At 56.6% G+C, this 19192-nt stretch carries 17 protein-coding genes and 1 riboswitch; of the genes, 7 read left to right on the top strand and 10 right to left on the bottom strand.

Annotated elements, in window-relative coordinates:
• Positions 1-20: 20 nt before the first annotated feature.
• Genes parE through nudF form a run of 5 tightly spaced genes read right to left on the bottom strand, consistent with a single transcriptional unit; the run spans position 21 to position 4433 of the window.
• A complete protein-coding gene (gene parE, locus KW828_RS19425) occupies positions 21-1913 on the bottom strand; it encodes a DNA topoisomerase IV subunit B (RefSeq protein WP_218337898.1) in 1893 nt (630 codons plus the stop codon).
• A gap of 41 nt (positions 1914-1954) precedes the next feature.
• Positions 1955-2530 carry an esterase YqiA gene (gene yqiA / locus KW828_RS19420; RefSeq protein ID WP_218337897.1) on the bottom strand — a complete coding sequence of 192 codons (576 nt, stop codon included), beginning with the start codon at positions 2528-2530 and terminating at the stop codon, positions 1955-1957.
• Positions 2530-3357 (bottom strand): 3',5'-cyclic-AMP phosphodiesterase, encoded by an 828-nt coding sequence (gene cpdA / locus KW828_RS19415; protein ID WP_218337896.1) that lies wholly within the window; start codon positions 3355-3357, stop codon positions 2530-2532. Before cpdA ends, yqiA begins: the two co-directional genes overlap by 1 nt.
• 24 nt (positions 3358-3381) lie before the next feature.
• Positions 3382-3804: a DUF1249 family protein gene (locus KW828_RS19410; RefSeq protein ID WP_072569742.1), complete on the bottom strand. Its 423-nt coding sequence runs from the start codon at positions 3802-3804 to the stop codon at positions 3382-3384.
• Positions 3801-4433: an ADP-ribose diphosphatase gene (gene nudF / locus KW828_RS19405; protein ID WP_218337895.1), complete on the bottom strand. Its 633-nt coding sequence runs from the start codon at positions 4431-4433 to the stop codon at positions 3801-3803. Before nudF ends, KW828_RS19410 begins: the two co-directional genes overlap by 4 nt.
• A gap of 204 nt (positions 4434-4637) precedes the next feature.
• On the opposite strand from nudF, the gene tolC reads away from it, so the two are divergent.
• From tolC to KW828_RS19390, 3 genes are all read left to right on the top strand, one after another.
• A complete protein-coding gene (gene tolC, locus KW828_RS19400) occupies positions 4638-6113 on the top strand; it encodes an outer membrane channel protein TolC (protein ID WP_218337894.1) in 1476 nt (491 codons plus the stop codon).
• A gap of 159 nt (positions 6114-6272) precedes the next feature.
• Positions 6273-6941: a DUF1190 family protein gene (locus KW828_RS19395; RefSeq protein ID WP_088221812.1), complete on the top strand. Its 669-nt coding sequence runs from the start codon at positions 6273-6275 to the stop codon at positions 6939-6941.
• Between the two features lie 5 nt (positions 6942-6946).
• A complete protein-coding gene (locus KW828_RS19390; protein WP_218337893.1) occupies positions 6947-8107 on the top strand; it encodes a glutathionylspermidine synthase family protein in 1161 nt (386 codons plus the stop codon).
• Between the two features lie 39 nt (positions 8108-8146).
• Here KW828_RS19390 and ygiD read toward each other — a convergent pair whose 3' ends face one another.
• A complete protein-coding gene (ygiD, locus tag KW828_RS19385; RefSeq protein ID WP_218337892.1) occupies positions 8147-8935 on the bottom strand; it encodes a 4,5-DOPA dioxygenase extradiol in 789 nt (262 codons plus the stop codon).
• A 196-nt stretch (positions 8936-9131) separates the two neighbouring features.
• Between ygiD and zupT the strand changes: the two genes are divergently transcribed.
• Positions 9132-9908 (top strand): zinc transporter ZupT, encoded by a 777-nt coding sequence (zupT, locus tag KW828_RS19380; protein ID WP_218337891.1) that lies wholly within the window; start codon positions 9132-9134, stop codon positions 9906-9908.
• Positions 9909-9974: 66 nt separating this feature from the next.
• Here zupT and ribB read toward each other — a convergent pair whose 3' ends face one another.
• Complete coding sequence (ribB, locus tag KW828_RS19375) at positions 9975-10628, bottom strand: 3,4-dihydroxy-2-butanone-4-phosphate synthase (RefSeq protein WP_218337890.1); 654 nt, start codon at positions 10626-10628, stop codon at positions 9975-9977.
• A 104-nt stretch (positions 10629-10732) separates the two neighbouring features.
• Positions 10733-10893: riboswitch (FMN riboswitch) on the bottom strand.
• 120 nt (positions 10894-11013) lie between these two features.
• Here ribB and ubiK point away from each other — a divergent pair.
• Positions 11014-11331 carry a ubiquinone biosynthesis accessory factor UbiK gene (ubiK, locus tag KW828_RS19370; protein WP_218337889.1) on the top strand — a complete coding sequence of 106 codons (318 nt, stop codon included), beginning with the start codon at positions 11014-11016 and terminating at the stop codon, positions 11329-11331.
• A gap of 42 nt (positions 11332-11373) precedes the next feature.
• On the opposite strand, the gene hldE is transcribed toward ubiK, so the two are convergent.
• The 3 genes from hldE to KW828_RS19355 are packed head-to-tail and all read right to left on the bottom strand — an operon-like array spanning position 11374 to position 17017.
• Positions 11374-12804, bottom strand: coding sequence for a bifunctional D-glycero-beta-D-manno-heptose-7-phosphate kinase/D-glycero-beta-D-manno-heptose 1-phosphate adenylyltransferase HldE (gene hldE / locus KW828_RS19365; protein WP_218337888.1), 1431 nt, complete (start codon positions 12802-12804; stop codon positions 11374-11376).
• A 53-nt stretch (positions 12805-12857) separates the two neighbouring features.
• Complete coding sequence (glnE, locus tag KW828_RS19360) at positions 12858-15692, bottom strand: bifunctional [glutamate--ammonia ligase]-adenylyl-L-tyrosine phosphorylase/[glutamate--ammonia-ligase] adenylyltransferase (protein WP_218337887.1); 2835 nt, start codon at positions 15690-15692, stop codon at positions 12858-12860.
• Between the two features lie 23 nt (positions 15693-15715).
• Entirely contained in the window at positions 15716-17017 is a 1302-nt protein-coding gene (locus KW828_RS19355) for an inorganic triphosphatase (RefSeq protein WP_218337886.1), read from the bottom strand.
• Positions 17018-17256: 239 nt separating this feature from the next.
• On the opposite strand from KW828_RS19355, the gene KW828_RS19350 reads away from it, so the two are divergent.
• Positions 17257-17877, top strand: a complete 621-nt coding sequence (locus KW828_RS19350) for a TIGR04211 family SH3 domain-containing protein (protein WP_218337885.1) — start codon at positions 17257-17259, stop codon at positions 17875-17877.
• Between the two features lie 65 nt (positions 17878-17942).
• A complete protein-coding gene (locus tag KW828_RS19345; protein ID WP_218337884.1) occupies positions 17943-19184 on the top strand; it encodes a multifunctional CCA addition/repair protein in 1242 nt (413 codons plus the stop codon).
• Positions 19185-19192 lie beyond the last annotated feature (8 nt).

Here is a 19192-nt window from a genome sequence, read left to right as displayed (position 1 = left end):
AAGCGGCTTCAGGGACAGGGTTAGCCGTCGAGTTCGGCGAGGTCGCCTTTTTCCTGCAACCAGTTGCGGCGATCTTCGGAGCGTTTTTTCGCCAGAAGCATATCCATCATCGCGTTAGTACGCTGATCGTCTTCGTCGCTGATGGTCAGCTGTACCAGGCGGCGCGTATTGGGATCGAGCGTGGTTTCGCGCAGCTGCATCGGGTTCATCTCGCCAAGGCCTTTAAAGCGCTGGACGTTCGGTTTGCCCTTTTTGCGCTTGAGCTGTTCCAGCACACCCGCTTTTTCCTCTTCGGTCAGCGCGTAGTACACCTCTTTACCGAGATCGATACGGTACAGCGGCGGCAGCGCCACATAGACGTGCCCGTGCTTGACCAGGGTGCGGAAGTGCTTCACAAACAGCGCGCACAGCAGCGTGGCGATGTGCAGGCCGTCAGAATCCGCATCCGCGAGGATGCAGATCTTGCCGTAGCGCAGCTGGGTTAAATCTTCGCTGTCCGGATCGATACCGATCGCCACCGAAATGTCGTGCACTTCCTGAGAGGCCAGCACTTCATCCGACGAGACTTCCCAGGTGTTAAGGATCTTACCTTTCAGCGGCATGATCGCCTGGAATTCACGATCGCGCGCCTGTTTGGCTGAGCCGCCCGCCGAGTCCCCTTCCACGAGGAACAGTTCGGTACGGTTCAGATCCTGCGCGGTACAGTCCGCCAGTTTGCCAGGCAGTGCCGGGCCGCTGGTGAGCTTTTTACGTACCACTTTCTTGGCGGCGCGCATACGGCGCTGGGCGCTGGAAATCGCCATTTCCGCCAGCATTTCTGCCGACTGGACGTTCTGGTTCAGCCACAGAGTAAAGGCATCTTTCACCACGCCGGACACGAAGGCCGCGCACTGACGTGAAGAGAGGCGCTCTTTGGTCTGCCCGGCGAACTGCGGATCCTGCATTTTGACCGACAGCACGTAAGCGCAGCGATCCCAGATGTCTTCCGCCGACAGCTTCACGCCGCGCGGCAGAATATTGCGGTATTCGCAGAATTCACGCATCGCATCCAGCAGACCCTGACGCAGGCCGTTAACGTGTGTGCCGCCCTGCATGGTGGGGATCAGGTTGACGTAGCTTTCAGTCAGCAGCTCGCCGCCTTCCGGCAGCCACAGCAGCGCCCAGTCCACCGCTTCCACATCACCGGCAAAGCTACCGACAAAAGGCGTTTCCGGCAGTGTGGGCAGGCCATTTACCGCTTCGCCCAGGTAGTCGGTAAGTCCGTCGGCATAGCACCAGCGCTGCTCGCTGCCATTCACTTCATCTTTGAACGTGATTTCCACGCCAGGGCAGAGCACCGCCTTGGCTTTCAGCACGTGCGTCAAACGTGATACCGAGAAACGCGGGCTGTCGAAGAAGCTTTCATCCGGCCAGAAGTGGACGCTGGTGCCGGTGTTGCGCTTCGCGCAGGTGCCGGTCACGTCCAGTTCTTTGACCTTCTCGCCGTTTTCAAAAGCGATGTTGTAAATTTTGCCGTCGCGGCGCACGTTCACTTCCACGCGCCGGGAAAGGGCGTTGACGACGGAGATCCCTACGCCGTGCAGGCCGCCGGAGAACTGATAGTTTTTGTTGGAGAATTTACCGCCCGCGTGCAGACGGCAGAGGATCAGTTCCACTGCCGGAACGCCCTCTTCCGGGTGAATATCCACCGGCATGCCGCGGCCATCATCGATAACTTCCAGCGACTGATCGGCATGCAGAATGACATCCACGCGCTTCGCGTGACCTGCCAGCGCTTCATCCACGCTGTTATCAATAACTTCCTGGCCCAGATGGTTAGGGCGGGTGGTGTCGGTATACATCCCCGGACGGCGGCGAACCGGCTCAAGCCCGGTCAGTACCTCAATGGCATCAGCGTTATAGGATTGCGTCATGGTTTGTTCGTAGATTGTGATCGCATCGTTTCCCGACAGACTTAATGCAGTCCGAGGAAATCGATAATCTGTGTGAAATGATCGTCAAAGCCCACAAAGGCATGGTTTCCGCCATCGATAACTGTCTGGCGGCATGACGCGTAATACGCGACGGCCTGGCGGTAATCCAGCACTTCATCGCCCGTTTGCTGCAACAGCCAGAGTAAATCCGGCGCTTCCAGCGGGTCAATCTGCATGACTTTAAGATCGTAAATATGGCGAGACTCTAGCACATATTGCTGACCGGTGTAGGGGTTCTCGTTCTGCCCTAAAAAATCCCGCAGTAATTCAAAGGGCCGCACCGCCGGGTTCACTACCACGGCAGGCAGCATAAAGCATTGCGACAGCCAGGTGGCGTAATAGCCGCCTAACGACGAGCCGACAATACCAAGCGGTTCACCGCCGTGTCTGAGCACCAGCGTTTCCAGAAGTTCTGCGGCGTCGCCAGGGTAGGGGGGCAGTTGCGGGATCACCATGTTGATCTGCGGATGATGCCGGGCCAGCCACTGCTGAAACTGGGTGGCTTTCGCCGAACGCGGTGAGCTGTTAAAGCCATGCAAATAAAGGAGCGTAGACATCAGTAGCCTTCTGAACCGGTATCAGGACGGAACTGCGTACTTTGCAGGCGGCAGACTTCCGTGTGCAGCGTCCCGTCAGCACGCAGCTCCAGCCAGCGCCAACCGGGCGCGGCGGTATCCAGCGTGAAGTTGGAACAGTGCGGCTTAAACTGTACGCAGGTTGACGGTGTGGCGAGCAGACGGCGACCGTTCCAGTCCAGATTTTGTTCCTGATGGATATGACCGCATAACAGATACTTAACCTGAGGGTAGCGCACCAGCACGTTGTCCAGCTCCTGCGCGTTACGCAGGCTGTGCTGATCCAGCCAGCCACATCCCGCCGGTAGCGGATGATGGTGCAGCAACAGCAGCGTATGACGGTCAGGCGCGTCCGCCAGCTTGCGCTCCAGCCAGTCGAGCTGAAATTCGCTCAGCTCGCCGTGCGGCACGCCAAACACCTGGCTGTCGAGCAGCAAGATTTGCCAGCGATCGCCGGCAAAAACACGCTTAGACGGGGAAATACCCGCATCCTGAAGAGTGCTGTACATGGCGGGCTGAAAATCGTGATTTCCCGGCAACCATACGCAGGGCGCATCAAAGCTTGCGATGCCATCAGCAAAGTGCTGATAGGCCGCAGCGGTGTGATCCTGCGACAGATCGCCAGTGGCGACGATAAGATCGCATTCGCGCTGTTGGGCATGAATAGCGTCCAACACCGCACGATAGCTCTCCCAGGTATTCACGCCCAATAGCGTTTCATGCTTCTCAGCAAACAGGTGAGTATCGGTTATTTGTAAGATCCTGATGTTGGCCTCACCAGCCAGCCCCAGATTTAACAGGCTTTCCAAATGGTGTCCTTAGGTTTCACGACGCTAACAAACCGGAATCGCCATTGCTCCATGTGCTAAACAGTACCGCAGCCAGTCGGCTAAAAACTGATTAATTTGATGCTTTTCGTCGCGTTGATGCAACTTTTTGTTTGGATAATCATAACGTGCTTTGAAGCGAAAAATCTGCTGGCTTGAACACACTTCAGCGACCATCGCATCATGATAAAGACGTACCGTCAGTGACGGCAGGCTCCAGTAGCTAATCGCCGGAACCGTTTGTTCGATTTCCACCAGCGTAGTGTAGCGGGTGGACTCGGTGATCGTTAACCGGTATTGCGCATTTGCCACCTGATAGCTCACTGTTTCGCCGGGTGCGTCAGTACGTGGCAACAGGCGTCGCAACTGCGCGAAGTTGGTTTCGCACAGGCGCATCATCTCAGGAAAGTCAGGTGTGTAACGCTTCATTTTATCCACTCTTTTCTCAATGCTTCATAATGCAGCTGCAGCCATTGCAAGGCGATGACAGATGCTGCGTTGTCGATTTTCCCCTCTTCAACCCACTGATAAGCCTGTTCCCGGCTCACCACATGAACACGAATATCTTCGTTTTCGTCCACCAGACCATGTATGCCTTTGGCCTGCGTGGCATCCACTTCACCAACCAGCAGCGATAACCGCTCGCTGGTGCCCCCTGGACTTGCCAGGTAGCTCATAAATTTCTTCGTGCGGCCAACCTCAAGGCCCGCTTCTTCTACCGCTTCTCGCCGCGCCACGTCCTCGACGGTTTCACCTTCTTCGATCATACCGGCCACCAGCTCCAGCAGCCAGGGCGTTTCGCTAGTGTCATACGCGGCGATACGGATTTGTTCGATCAGCACGATTTCATCGCGCACTGGGTCATAGGGTAGCAATACCGCAGCGTGACCGCGTTCAAAAATTTCACGGCGCACTTCGTTGCTCATTTCGCCGTTGAAAAGGCGATGACGAAAACGGTATAAATCGAGCGAAAAAAAACCACTGTACAGTTTTTCCCGTGCAATAATTTCTACATCATTTTTGGTGAAAGTCGTGGCAACTGGTTTGTCTTTATTCATGATTCATCCCGCCCTGAATAATGATGAAATTGTGGATTTCAAGGCAGTATGCCTGCCGTTTACTGTACCTTGTGATAGATTGGTGCAAATTAACGCCGGATGGCACGTAACGCCAACCTTTTGCCATGGTAGTCTCTGCTAGAATCGGCAATTATTTTTACTCTTTGATCAGCGCTATATCATGCTTCACAACAAGGAATGCAAATGAAGAAATTGCTCCCCATCCTAATCGGCCTGAGCCTTGCAGGTTTCAGCGCCATGAGCCAGGCAGAAAACCTGTTGCAGGTTTATAAGCAGGCGCGTTTAAGCAACCCGGAACTGCGCAGGTCTGCGGCAGACCGTGATGCTGCATTCGAGAAAATTAACGAAGCACGCAGCCCGTTACTGCCACAGCTGGGTTTGGGTGCGGATTACACCTACAGCAATGGCTTCCGCGACACCAACGGTGTGAATTCCAATGCCACCAGCGCCTCTTTGCAACTTACACAAACCCTGTTTGATATGTCAAAGTGGCGTGCACTGACCCTGCAAGAAAAAGCCGCGGGTATCCAGGATGTGACCTTCCAGACTGACCAGCAGACGCTGATCCTGAATACCGCCACCGCCTACTTCAACGTGTTGAGTGCGATTGACTCGCTCTCTTATACCGAAGCGCAGAAACAGGCGATCTATCGCCAGCTCGATCAAACCACGCAGCGCTTTAACGTCGGCCTGGTTGCCATTACCGACGTGCAGAACGCCCGTTCACAGTACGACACCGTGCTGGCGAACGAAGTTACCGCGCGTAATAATCTGGATAACGCCGTTGAGCAGCTGCGTCAGGTCACCGGTAACTACTACCCGGAACTGGCATCGCTGAACGTTGATAGCTTCAAAACCAACAAGCCGCAGCCGGTAAACGCGCTGCTGAAAGAAGCGGAAAGCCGCAACCTGGCGCTGTTGCAGGCACGTCTGAATCAGGACCTGGCGCGGGAGCAAATCCGCCAGGCGCAGGACGGCCATTTGCCGACGCTGGATTTGACCGCTTCTACCGGTGTGTCTGACACCTCTTACAGCGGTTCGAAAACCAATAACGCGCAGTTTGACGACAGCAATGCCGGCCAGAACAAAGTGGGCTTAAGCTTCTCCCTGCCGCTGTATCAGGGCGGAATGGTGAACTCGCAGGTGAAACAGGCGCAGTACAACTTTGTCGGTGCCAGCGAGCAGCTCGAAACCGCACACCGCAGCGTAGTACAGAACGTCCGTTCTTCGTTTAACAATATCAACGCGTCCATCAGCAGCATCAAGGCCTATGAGCAGGCCGTGGTTTCTGCGCAAAGTTCTCTGGATGCGAGTGAAGCGGGTTACTCGGTAGGTACACGTACCATCGTGGATGTGCTGGATGCCACCACGGCGCTCTATAACGCCAAGCAGCAGCTTTCCAGCGCGCGTTATAACTACCTGATTAACCAGCTGAACATCAAATCTGCGCTCGGTACGCTGAACGAGCAGGATCTGCTGGCGCTGAACAGCACGCTGGGTAAACCGACCTCCACCACGCCTGAAGCCGTGGCTCCGGAAAACCCGCAGCAGGATGCCCGTGTGCAGAACATCGCCGCTGATACGCAATCTGCGACGACAGCTGAAGCCCCTGCCGCCACCAGCAATTCCCGTAACGGCGCGAATCCATTTAGCCGTTAATCTCTGCAATGGGGGCGTCAGCCCCCATTTCAACGTAAGACAACGTAAAGATCACCCCTCCACTCCCCTTCTGACCTGTTCGCGCTTCATTTTCGACCACTCATCCTCTATCCTGAGCACTATTCACCTTGCTGTAACTCTGGGCTCTGGAAGACATCTATGAAACGGACAAAAACGATTAATCATGCGACGTTCCGCAAAAGCTGGAGCGCACGCCACCTGACGCCGGTCGCCTTTGCTGTCACTGCTGTGTTTATGCTGGCAGGCTGCGAACAAAGCGACGAAACGGTATCCATGTATCAAAACGCGGACGACTGCACCAGCGCCAATCCTGGCAAAAGCGCGGAATGTACCACGGCCTTTAATAACGCCAAGAAAGAAGCTGAACGTACTGCGCCGAAATACGCCACGCGCGAAGACTGTGTGGCTGAATTTGGCGAAGGCCAGTGCCAGCAGGCCCCTGCTCAGGCCGGTTTAGCACCGGAAAACCAGGCGCAAACACAACAAAGCGGTAGCTTCTGGATGCCGCTGATGGCGGGTTATATGATGGGCCGTATGATGGGCGGCGGCGCAGGCTTTGCTCAGCAACCGCTGTTCACCTCCCGTAACCCGGCCAGCCCGGCTTATGGCCAGTACACCGATGCCTCAGGCAAAGGCTATGGCGCCGCACAGCCAGGCCGTACTGCCACCGTCCCGAAAACCGCGCTGGCACCTAAACCAGCCACCACCTCCACGGTGACCCGTGGCGGCTTCGGGGAATCGGTCGCGAAACAATCCACCATGCAACGTAGCGCTGCTGGCACCTCTTCACGCTCAATGGGCGGCTGATACGCATGGAAAGAATCAGTATTGTTGAGCGCCCGGACTGGCGCGAAAAAGCCACGGAATACGGCTTTAATTTTCACACCATGTATGGCGAGCCGTACTGGTGTGAAGACGCCTACTACAAGCTCACCCTGGCGCAGGTTGAAAAACTGGAAGACGTAACGGCAGAGCTGCATCAGATGTGCCTGAAGGTGGTGGAAAAGGTGATCGCCAGCGATGCGCTGATGACCAAATTCCGCATTCCTAAACATACCTGGGGCTTTGTGCGTCAGTCCTGGCAGACGCAACAGCCGTCGCTCTATTCCCGCCTCGACCTGGCGTGGGATGGTGTGGGTGAACCGAAGCTGCTGGAGAACAACGCCGATACGCCGACCTCGCTGTATGAAGCCGCGTTTTTCCAGTGGCTGTGGCTTGAAGATCAGCTTAATGCCGGCAATCTGCCCGCTGGTAGTGACCAGTTCAACAGCCTGCAGGAAAAGCTCATCGATCGCTTTGGCGAGCTGCGTGAACAGTTCGGTTTTAACCTGCTGCACATGGCCTGCTGCCGCGATACCGTTGAAGATCGCGGTACCGTGCAATATTTACAGGATTGCGCCGCCGAAGCCGGCATCGCCACTGAATTCCTGTTTATCGAAGATATTGGTCTCGGCGAAAAGGGCCAGTTCAGCGATTTGCAGGATCAGGTGATCAGCAATCTGTTCAAGCTCTATCCGTGGGAATATATGCTGCGCGAGATGTTCTCCACCAAGCTGGAAGACGCGGGCGTGCGCTGGCTGGAGCCGGCGTGGAAAAGCATTATTTCCAATAAGGCGCTATTACCGATGCTGTGGGAGATGTTCCCGGATCATCCGAACCTGCTGCCTGCCTGGTTTGCCGAAGACGATCACCCCACGCCTGAAAAGTACGTGGTGAAGCCGATTTTCTCGCGCGAAGGCGCTAACGTGTCGATCATTGAAAACGGCAAAACCATTGAGCAGGCCGAAGGCCCGTACGGCGAAGAAGGCATGATTGTGCAGGAGTTCTGCCCGCTGCCGAAATTCGGCGACAGCTACGTGCTTATCGGCAGCTGGCTTATCAACGATCAACCCGCCGGGATCGGCATTCGTGAAGATCGGGCGCTGATCACCCAGGATCTGTCGCGCTTCTATCCACATATCTTCGTGGAATAAAATAAAACCCGGTAACGTTCTGTTTACCGGGTTTTTTGTTTACCCAATCTGAACCGACAGCATACTCAACGACCCCATCTCCAGACCTTCCACCGGAATGGTTACCGGCTCCTGTCCGTCCCACGCACCCAGCACGTAGAGCAGTGGCAGGAAGTGATCCGGCGTCGGATTCGACAGCGAACCGCCTTCGTGATCGAGGTAATTCACCAGCGGATGTTGCTCCGTCGGCCCCTTCCAGGTCAGGTTATCCTTCACATAATCGTTAAATGAGACGGCCCACAGGTAAGGCGTGCTATCACCGTGCCAGCGCGCCGTGCGCAGGTTGTGCACCACGTTGCCGCTGGCGATAAGCATGATGCCCTGGTCGCGCAGCGTGGCAAGCTTGCGCCCCAACTCGTAATGCCAGGCCGCAGACTTAGTGCTGTCGAGGCTGAGCTGCACCATGGGAATATCCGCATTCGGGTACATCTTGATCAGTACGCCCCAGGAGCCGTGGTCAAAACCCCAGGCTTCCTGATCCAGTGTCACCGGTACCGGCGCCAGGAGATCGACCAGCTGCTGCGCCAGTTCAGGTGAACCAGGCGCCGGATAATGCGTGTCATACAGCGCCTGCGGAAAACCACCGAAATCATGAATAGTTTTTGGCTCCGCCATAGCAGTGACCCCGGTGCCGCGGGTAAACCAGTGGGCGGAGATCACTACAATGGCTTTCGGACGCGGCAACGTCTCGCCAAGCTGCTGCCAGGCGCGGGTGTAAATGTTATCTTCAAGAACATTCATCGGGCTGCCGTGGCCTAAAAATAGTGCTGGCATACGCGGTACTGACATGGTCATATCCTTACAAAGCGGCTAAATAATATGTGGTTACCTTACGCTTTTTCTGACGCGGATAAACGCAGATAACCGTGATGAAGATCATCAGGAATTTTGAATGTAAGAAATGCGTAAAGGATGAATGACCCGCTCGCGTTCGCCATTAATCCTCATTAACATAAATGAGAATGATTATCACAAGGAGTTGTTAATGTCAGTTCCCTTGATCCTGACCTTACTGGCTGGGGCGGCCACCTTTATCGGCGCTATTCTCGGCGTGATAGGCCAAAAACCCTCCAATCGCGTGCTGGCATTTTCGCTCGGTTTTGCGGCGGGCATCATGCTGTTAATTTCTTTGATGGAGATGCTGCCTGCGGCGTTAGCCACGCCGGATATGCCACCGGTTCTCGGCTACGGCATGTTTATCGTCGGCCTGCTCGGCTACTTTGCGCTCGATCGCCTGCTGCCTCATGCCCACCCGCAGGATTTGCTGCCCGCCAGTGAAAGCCAGCCGTTGCCGCGTAACCTCCGGCGCACCGCGATCCTCCTGACGCTTGGCATCAGTCTGCACAACTTTCCGGAAGGCATTGCCACCTATGTGACGGCGAGTAACAACCTTGAACTCGGCTTTGGCATTGCCCTCGCCGTGGCGCTGCACAATATTCCTGAAGGTCTGGCGGTTGCCGGGCCGGTCTATGCCGCCACCGGCTCTAAACGCACCGCGATTTTTTGGGCGGGTATCTCGGGTCTGGCGGAAATACTGGGCGGTGTGCTGGCGTGGCTGATCCTTGGCAGTCTGCTATCACCACTGCTGATGGCGGCGATCATGGCGGCTGTGGCGGGGATTATGGTTGCCCTGTCGGTGGACGAACTGATGCCGCTGGCAAAAGAGATCGATCCTAACAACAACCCCAGCTACGGCGTGTTGTGCGGTATGTCGGTGATGGGACTGAGCCTGGTACTGTTACAGTTTCTGGGTATTGGCTAAATCATTCTGGGAGTGAAACGGGGAAGATGATGTATGCCGCACGAGCGTACGGCATACCATGACAGCTTAGCTGGCTTTGCGCTCATGCTCACGACGATAGGCCACCAGATCTTCAATGGTGACCACCGCCATATTATGTTGCTCCGCAAAAGCAATGCACTCCGGCGCGCGCGCCATGGTGCCATCATCATTGGTCAGTTCACACAGTACGCCAGCAGGTTTGAAACCGGCCAGCGTGACCAGATCGATGGTCGCTTCGGTGTGGCCGCCACGGGTCAGTACGCCGCCCGGCTGTGCGCGCAGCGGGAACACGTGACCCGGACGATGCAGATCGGACGGCTTCGCGCCATCAGCAATCGCAGCGCGAACAGTGGTGATACGGTCAGCGGCCGATACGCCGGTCGTCACGCCATGCGCGGCTTCGATGGTCACGGTAAAACCGGTGCCGAATGCGCTGGTGTTGTTTTCCACCATCATCGGCAGGTCGAGCTGTTTACGGCGTTCGTCGGTCAGGCACAGGCAGACGATACCGCTGCCGTGACGGATCGTCAGTGCCATTTGTTCAACAGTCATGGTTTCGGCGGCGAAAATCATATCGCCTTCGTTTTCACGGTCTTCGTCGTCAAGCACCATTACACCACGGCCTTCGCGCAGTGCGGCTAACGCACGTTCAATGCGTTCAAAAGGAGTGCCAAAAGAAGAAAGCAGCGTCTGATTCATGGTAAAAAAACCTCATTAACATTATGGTTACCAGAATCAGGGCAGTCTTAGGAGTACCGCATAGCGGCAAAAAAATAACGTGAACGGGCCACGCCCGTCTGGATCGTTACTCTCTCCCATCCGGACTCTAACCGTCGGCCCCGGAATTACACCGGATCTGCTGACCTTCAGATTTGCACCTGAAGCGCTCGCGGGCTTTCAGCATAAGGTTTTCACCTGCCGATTTACCGCCGGTGGGGAATTTCGCCCCGCCCTGAGAATAAGCGCAATAACTATAACGCCATTGATTATTGGCGGCAATGCCCGCGTGGTAAACAAATCTGGTTTAACCCTGCGCTTAACACGCTACAATGTATGCTATTACCCACACGAACAGGGAACGACTATGATTGACCCGAAGAAAATTGAACAGATTGCCCGTCAGGTTCACGAATCCATGCCGAAGGGCATTCGCGAATTTGGCGAAGACGTCGAGAAAAAAATTCGTCAGACGCTGCAATCGCAACTGACGCGTCTCGATCTGGTCAGCCGTGAAGAATTCGATGTGCAGACGCAGGTGCTGCTGCGCACCCGCGAGAAGCTGGCGCTGCTGGAGCAACGCATCAGCGATCTGGAAACGCGTCACAGCGCAGAAGAAGTGAAGCCGGCGCCGGCCATTCCGCCGGTTGATGCGGTAGATATCGATACGGACGTACAGAAATAAAAGTTTTTGCCCGGACAGCATCGCGCTGCCGGGCACCCCTGCTTACTGGCTGTCTTTCTGGATCTTCTTGATGATGTTGGTGGTTGAACACCCATCTTCAAAATTAAGCACCATCACTTCGCCACCATTCGCCCACACTTCTTCACTACCGGCGATTTGTTCAGGCTTGTAATCCCCGCCTTTCACCAGCAGATCCGGCAGAATGCCTGCGATCAGGCGCTGCGGCGTATCCTCTTCAAACGGCACCACCCAGTCCACGGCTTCCAGCGCGCCGAGCACGATCATGCGCTGTTCGAGCGGGTTCACCGGACGCGTTTCCCCTTTCAGGCGTTTCGTGGACGCATCGCTGTTAACCGCCACAATCAGGCGATCCCCCAGCTTACGGGCATTGGCCAGATAAGAGACATGACCCGCGTGCAGAATGTCGAACACGCCGTTGGTCATCACCACTTTCTCGCCACGTTTACGCGCGGCCGCCACGGCCTCTTTCAGAGCCTCTTCAGTCATCACGCCGAAGCCGGTTTCTGAACGTCCGCGTACCGCATTTTCCAGCTCGATAGGCGATACCGTTGAGGTACCGAGTTTACCGACCACCACACCGGCCGCCGCGTTGGCAAAATAGCAGGCCTCTTCCAGCGTGTTGCCTGCCGCCAGCGTCGCCGCCAGCACGCCGATCACCGTATCACCGGCACCGGTAACGTCATACACTTCCTGCGCCTGGGTCGGCATATGCAGCGGCGCTTTACCCGGTTGCAGCAACGTCATGCCCTGCTCGGAGCGTGTTACCAGCAACGCCGAAAAATCAAAGTCGGCGATGATTTTCATGCCGCGCTCCACGATCTCTTCTTCGCTTTTGCACTTGCCCGCCACCGCTTCAAATTCGGAGAGGTTCGGCGTCAACAGCGTAGCACCGCGATAGCGCTCAAAATCAGTGCCTTTCGGATCGATAAGCACCGGCACGCCCGCATCACGCGCCAGGGTGATCATCTGCTGTACCGTCGCCAGCGCGCCTTTGGCGTAATCAGATAGCACCAGCGCGCCAATGTTGTTCAGCGCCTGGCTGATACGCTCATGCAGCGGTTCAGGATCAACACCTTCAAAGCCTTCTTCAAAGTCGAGGCGGATCAGCTGTTGGTTGCGCGACAGCACGCGCAGCTTGGTGATGGTCGGATGCGTGGGAACGGAAACGAAATCGCATTTGACGTTAACGCCGGCCAGCGTTTTGCTGAGCGCACGCGCGGCATCGTCGATACCGGTCAGGCCTACCAGACGCGAGTTTGCGCCCAGTGAAGCGATGTTCATCGCCACGTTCGCCGCGCCGCCTGGACGTTCTTCGATGGTATCCACTTTCACGACCGGCACCGGCGCTTCCGGCGAAATACGGCTGGTTGGGCCGTACCAGTAGCGATCCAACATGACGTCACCGACTACCATGACACCTGCACGTTCAAACTCTGGCAGCGTTACTTTCATTCCAGACTCCAGGCAATTTCAAAATTTTGCGCGCGATAATACCACACTGGCAGTTAAGCGCACGGTTCCACCAGCCACTTCTGCCAGCTGGCGCTCACCTGCTGGCGGGCCTCCGTAAAGCACGACAGCGGCACATGACCGGGTTGTTCCTGCAACGCCAGATGATGCAGCTCATCGCGCAGCGTGGTATAGGCCTGCGTCAGCGCCTGCGCTTCGTTGTCATCCATGATGTCGTTTTGCGCCAGCAGTTCAAGGATGCGCACGTTATCGGACCAGCGCGTCAGCTTTGGCTTGTCGCACGCGTGGCGCAGCACCAGATACTGGGTGATAAACTCAATATCGGTAATGCCGCCCTCATCGGCTTTCAGATCAAATCGATCCTTGTGCTTGTTACCTAAATGCGCCCGCATTTTCTCGCGCATCTCGCGCACCTCTTTTTGCAGGGTTTCCCCTGCCCGTGGCTTCATCAGTACATCGCGGCGAATGGTGTCGAACGCGGTTTTGAGCAAGGGATCGCCATACACCACGCGCGCACGCACCAGCGCCTGATGCTCCCACGTCCAGGCTTCATGCTGCTGATAATCCGCAAACGCGTCTGCGGTGGTCACCAGCATGCCCGCCGCGCCGGACGGGCGCAGACGCGCGTCCACTTCATACAGAATGCCCGACGAAGTGCGGGTGCTGAACAGGTGCATAATGCGCTGAGCGAGGCGCAGATAGAACTGACGTCCATCGATTTCCCGCTCGCCGTCGGTCATCACTTCTGCCGGGCAGTCATGCAAAAACACCAGATCGAGATCGGAACTGTAGCCCAGCTCCCAGCCGCCGAGTTTGCCATAACCTACCACCGCAAAACCGCGCCCTTCACGATCGTGAAGATGGGTGGGTTGCCCGTAACGCGCCACCATTTGCGTCCACGCCTGCTGCACGACGGCATCAATGATCGCTTCCGCCAGCCAGGTTAAGTGATCGCTCACTTTCATCACCGGCAGCGTGCCAGCGATGTCACCGGCAGCAACGCGCAGCATTTGCGCCTGCTTAAACTGGCGTAACGCCTCCAGCTGTTGCTCTTCATCCTCTTCCGGCACGCGCAGCAAATACTGGCGCAGCTCGTCGCGATAGGCATCGGTCGCCGTCGGCTGATACAGCGTACTGGTATCAAGCAGCTCATCCAGCAGCAACGGATAACGCGCCAGCTTGCTCGCCACCATCGGTGAGGCGGCGCACAGGGAAATCAGATGTTTGAGCGCACCGGGAAACTCGCTCAGCAGCTCCAGATAGGTGGTGCGTGTCACGATACCGGTCAGCAACGGCGTGAGGCGTGATAACGGCACCGGCGCATCATCCCGGGAGCAGACTTCGCTCAGCAGGTGCGGCATCAGGTGATCGAGTACCTGACGCCCGCGCGGGCCAATGGTGCGTTTATCGAGTTCTTTACGAAAATCGGCGATCAGCGCCACCACGCGCCGACGATCCTCATCGGCGAGATGCGCCAGCCCCGGCGTGGTGTCTTCTTCCTGCAACGCATCCTGCCACAACTCGCGCCACTGCTCAGACAGCTGTTCATCAGGAGACGCCGATTCATCGTCGCCAATCAGTTCGTTAAACACGCGGCGCACTGCCGCCATGTGCGTTGCCAGGGTTTGCATCAGCGCATCCCAGTCCGGTGCATTCATCCCCCATGCCAGCCGCGCACGGTTAAGATCGTCACCCGGCAGGGTCTGGGTCTGTTCATCGTTGATGCTTTGCAGCAGGTTTTCCAGACGGCGCAGATAAAGATAGGCGGCGCGCAGAGCGTCAGCATCGCCGTGCGGCAGCAGGTTCAGTTGATCGATAGCCGTCAGCGTCGGCAGCAGCGCACGGGATTGCAACGACGGCTCGCGCCCGCCGCGGATCAGCTGGAATACCTGCACGATAAATTCGATTTCGCGAATACCGCCCGCGCCCAGTTTGATGTTGTCCTTCAGGCCACGGCGGCGGACTTCGCGCGCGATCATGCCCTTCATGTTACGCAGCGACTGGATCACGCTGAAGTCGATATAACGGCGGAAGACAAACGGCCGCAGCATGGCGCGCAGCTCGTTGGTATAGGTTCCGTTGTTATCGCCCATGATCCGGGCTTTCACCATGGCGTAACGCTCCCAGTCGCGCCCCTGCTCCTGGTAATAATCTTCCAGCGCGGCAAAGCTCAGCACCAGCGGCCCGCTGTCGCCAAAGGGTCGCAGACGCATATCCACACGATAAACAAAGCCGTCCTGCGTCGGCTGGTCGAGCACTTTGATCAACCGCTGCCCCAGCCGGGTGAAGAACTGCGCGTTATCCAGCTCACGTCGTCCACCGCGGGTCACGCCATTTTCTGGCCAGGCAAAAATCAGATCAATGTCTGAAGAGAAGTTCAGCTCACCGCCGCCGAGTTTACCCATGCCAAGGATCAGCATCGGCTGGGGTTGGCCTTCCTGACTGCACGGCGTGCCCCATTCCCGGCAACAGGCGTCATACAACCAGTCGCGCGCGGCGACGATCAGCGTTTCCGCCAGCACGCTCAGTTGCGTTAACGTCTCCTCATCGGAAATCTGCGACAGCGCCTGCGCCCAGGCGATGCGCACCATGATGCGGCGGCGAAACAGACGCAGCTCGCGCATCAGGCCTGCTTCATCCTGCTCCCCGGCCAGCGTCGCCTGCAACAAACCGGCATAATTCTGCCACTCATCCGCCCTGACCGGTTCCCGTTCAAGGGCGGTCAGCCAGTCGGGGTGTGCAATGAGGCTGTCGCACACAAAATCACTGAACGTAAGCACCGACTGCGCCTGCGGGCTTAGCGTAAGTTCAGGCAGGCGTTCAATCACCGTCTGCCAGTGCTGTTGTAAGGAGGAGGAGAGTGGCATCATCGTGAGGTGATCCTTTGCCTTAATTAGCGTTTTCCGCTGTGCAGCCAGTACGGTTCCTGCATGTTGGCTTCGTTACGGAAATGTTCAATTTCAATATGCTGGCCGGTTTTGATGGCGTGCAGCAGACCCTGCCAGTTTTCAATCCACGCCTTAGCCTGCGCCTGGTTATAAAAACCGGACATCAGCAGCACGCTGTCGATGTCACGAGACAGGCGTGGCAACTGGTCGCGATAACGATCGCCCAGCGGATGCGCGAAGGTGGTTCTCAGTTCAGCGGCGTGGCGGGAAAGGTGCGTATCGGCAAAACGTTTAAACGACTCGCCGATTTTCGCTTCGCCTTTCACATCGAGGAACGGACGCCAGCCGCGTGTCAGCAGCCATTCGGTGAGGGCCAGTTTCGCCATCGCCGTTTCGGTGCTGTACACCGCGGTTTCAGCAGAAACGGCAGAGGTAATGGTGGCTTCCGTACGGGTCAGCAGATCACGTAAGTGAGCGCTCGCTTTACGTGGCACAATACCGCCGAACAGCGTCAGCGCATGGCGCACCAGCGCAATGGCCTTCATCACTTCCTCCTTGGCTGCCGCCTCGCCGCGCACCCACAGCTCTTCATGATACTGCCACTGTGACAGCGCCAGCTCGAGGGAGGCTTCAAGCCCCTGTTCGATGGTAGCTTTCGGTACCACCGGCAGAATACCGGTTGGTTTGATCTTGCGTGGGGCGTTGCCTGCCGCGAGATGATACCCGCGCGCCGCTTTGCTCAGGCTGCCCTGACGCAGGCCGGACTGGGTGACCAGCTGGTGCGCCAGCTTCAGCACATCGTCACGCTCGCCGCTCAGCAGTTCAAGCTCCAGCTCGCAGATCGGCTCCTGAAACTCACCGGCTTTCACCTCGCCCCGATCGAGCGCGATCTCAATGCGGCTACTGCCCACATTCACCAGCCACTTTTCCCGCTCAAAATCAGTGCTGAACAGCGGGCTGACGCGAGCGGCTAAATCCTCAGGCAAGCCGCCTTCCGGCCAGACTTCCGCCGGGAAGCGCGCCAGATCAAGCTCCGGGCGTTCAAGATCGATGTTATATTCCGGCCGCTGATGCAGACCGCCCACGACACGACCGGCGATTTTCATCGTCATTTCGTAGCGTTCGCCAACGCCGCGAATGCGCAGGCCCATGTCATGTCCACGCAGCCAGTTATCCGGCGTTTCATAGTAAACATTGAGCAGTTTTTCGGGTGCGACGTGTTCCGTGGTCAGCGTGTGCAGGTGATTGCGCAGCGCGTCGACATTTTGGGGATTGACGATAAATTTTAATTCGATTTCTTGAGCCATGGTCTTGTACTTATGGTTAAGTCACAACAGTGAAAATTTTCGGCGAACTTACGCCCCTGATGTTTGTCAGTAGATAGTATTTTGCGCCAAATTGCCATTCTGTGAGACAGTTGGCTGCCTGAAAATTCGCAGAAGTGGCGAGTTCGACCTGGATGATTCTTATTGATGCTGAATACTTTGCCTCGTCAGACTGATGCCACTACTATCGTTCCACTTTTTATGACAATAACGACTGCCTGATGCCAAAATTACGCCTGATTGGACTGACCTTAATCGCACTTAGCGTTACTACTGTGGCTCACGCCGAAGAAAAGCGTTACGTTTCTGATGAACTGAACACCTGGGTACGTAGCGGCCCGGGCGATAATTACCGCCTGCTGGGTACACTGAACGCCGGCGAAGAAGTTGTCCTGCTACAAACTGACAACAACACCAATTATGCGCAGGTGCGTGACAGCAGCGGCCGCACCGCGTGGATCCCGCAAAAAGAACTGAACAGTACACCGAGTCTGCGCACCCGCGTACCGGATCTGGAAAACCAGGTCAAAACTCTGACCGATAAACTGACCAATATCGATAACACCTGGAATCAGCGCACGGCTGAAATGCAGCAGAAAGTGGCGCAGAGCGATGGCGTGATCAACGGTCTGAAGCAGGAAAACCAGAAGCTTAAAAACGAGCTGATTGTGGCGCAAAAGAAAGTGGATGCCGCCAACCTGCAAATCGATGACAAACAGCGCTCGATTATCATGCAGTGGTTTATGTATGGCGGCGGCGTGCTCGGCGCGGGTTTACTGCTTGGACTGATATTGCCGCACATGATCCCAAGCCGTAAACGCAAAGACCGCTGGATGAGCTGACGCCGATTCGCCATCTTCCCCGGAGTTACGTATCATTAACGGGAATGTAACGATGGGGAAGCGGTGTGAAGAGTTATCTGGTCGGTGGTGCAGTTCGGGATGCGTTGTTAAAGCTACCGGTTAAAGATAAAGACTGGGTGGTGGTTGGTGCCACCCCGCAGGAGATGCTGGACGCGGGCTACCAGCAGGTAGGCCGTGATTTTCCGGTATTTCTGCATCCAAAATCTCACGAAGAATATGCGCTGGCACGCACCGAGCGAAAATCCGGCTTTGGCTATACCGGCTTTAGCTGCTATGCCGCGCCGGACGTGACGCTGGAGCAGGATCTGCTGCGCCGCGATCTGACGATTAACGCGATGGCGCAGGATGATGACGGCACGATTATCGATCCTTACAACGGCCTTGCCGATCTGAAAATGCGCCTGCTGCGCCACGTTTCCCCCGCATTTAATGAAGATCCCCTGCGCGTGCTGCGCGTGGCCCGTTTTGCGGCCCGCTATGCGCACCTGAGTTTCCGTATCGCCGATGAAACCCTGGCGCTAATGCGCGACATGACCGCCGCAGGCGAACTGGAGCACCTGACGCCGGAGCGCGTGTGGAAGGAAACGGAAAACGCCCTCGCCAGCCGAAATCCGCAGGTCTATTTTATGGTGCTGCGCGAGTGCGGTGCGCTGAAGGTGCTGTTCCCGGAGCTCGATATTCTCTTTGGCGTACCCGCCCCGGCGAAGTGGCATCCGGAAATCGACACCGGCATCCACGTACTGATGACCTTATCTATGGCGGCGATGCTCAGCCCGGATCTTGATGTGCGTTTTGCCACCCTTTGCCACGATCTGGGCAAAGGATTAACCCCGAAACATCTTTGGCCGCGCCATCACGGCCACGGTCCGGCGGGCGTGAAGCTGGTGGAGAATCTCTGCGCGCGCTTGAAAGTCCCTAACGAGCTGCGCGATCTGGCAAAGCTGGTGGCCGAATATCACGATCTGATCCACACCCTGCCCATCCTTAAGCCACAGACTATCGTTAAGCTGTTTGATGCTATCGACGCCTGGCGCAAGCCGCAGCGCGTGGAACAGGTTGCGCTGACCAGCGAAGCTGATGTGCGGGGCAGAACGACGTTTGAAGCCACGGATTATTATCAGGGCCGCCTGCTGCGCGAGGCCTGGCACGCGGCGCAACAGGTGACGAATAAAGAAGTGATTGATGCGGGATTTAGCGGTCCGGCCATTCGTGAAGAGTTGACCCGCCGGCGAATTATGGCGGTGGAACACTGGAAAGAACAGCGGTGCCCTCAGCCAAAAGCGTGAGGGCAGCC

Origin of the sequence: Enterobacter sp. ENT03 (assembly GCF_019218745.1) — a bacterium.
GTDB lineage: Bacteria > Pseudomonadota > Gammaproteobacteria > Enterobacterales > Enterobacteriaceae > Enterobacter_D.
This window is presented reverse-complemented; position numbering and strand designations above follow the sequence as displayed.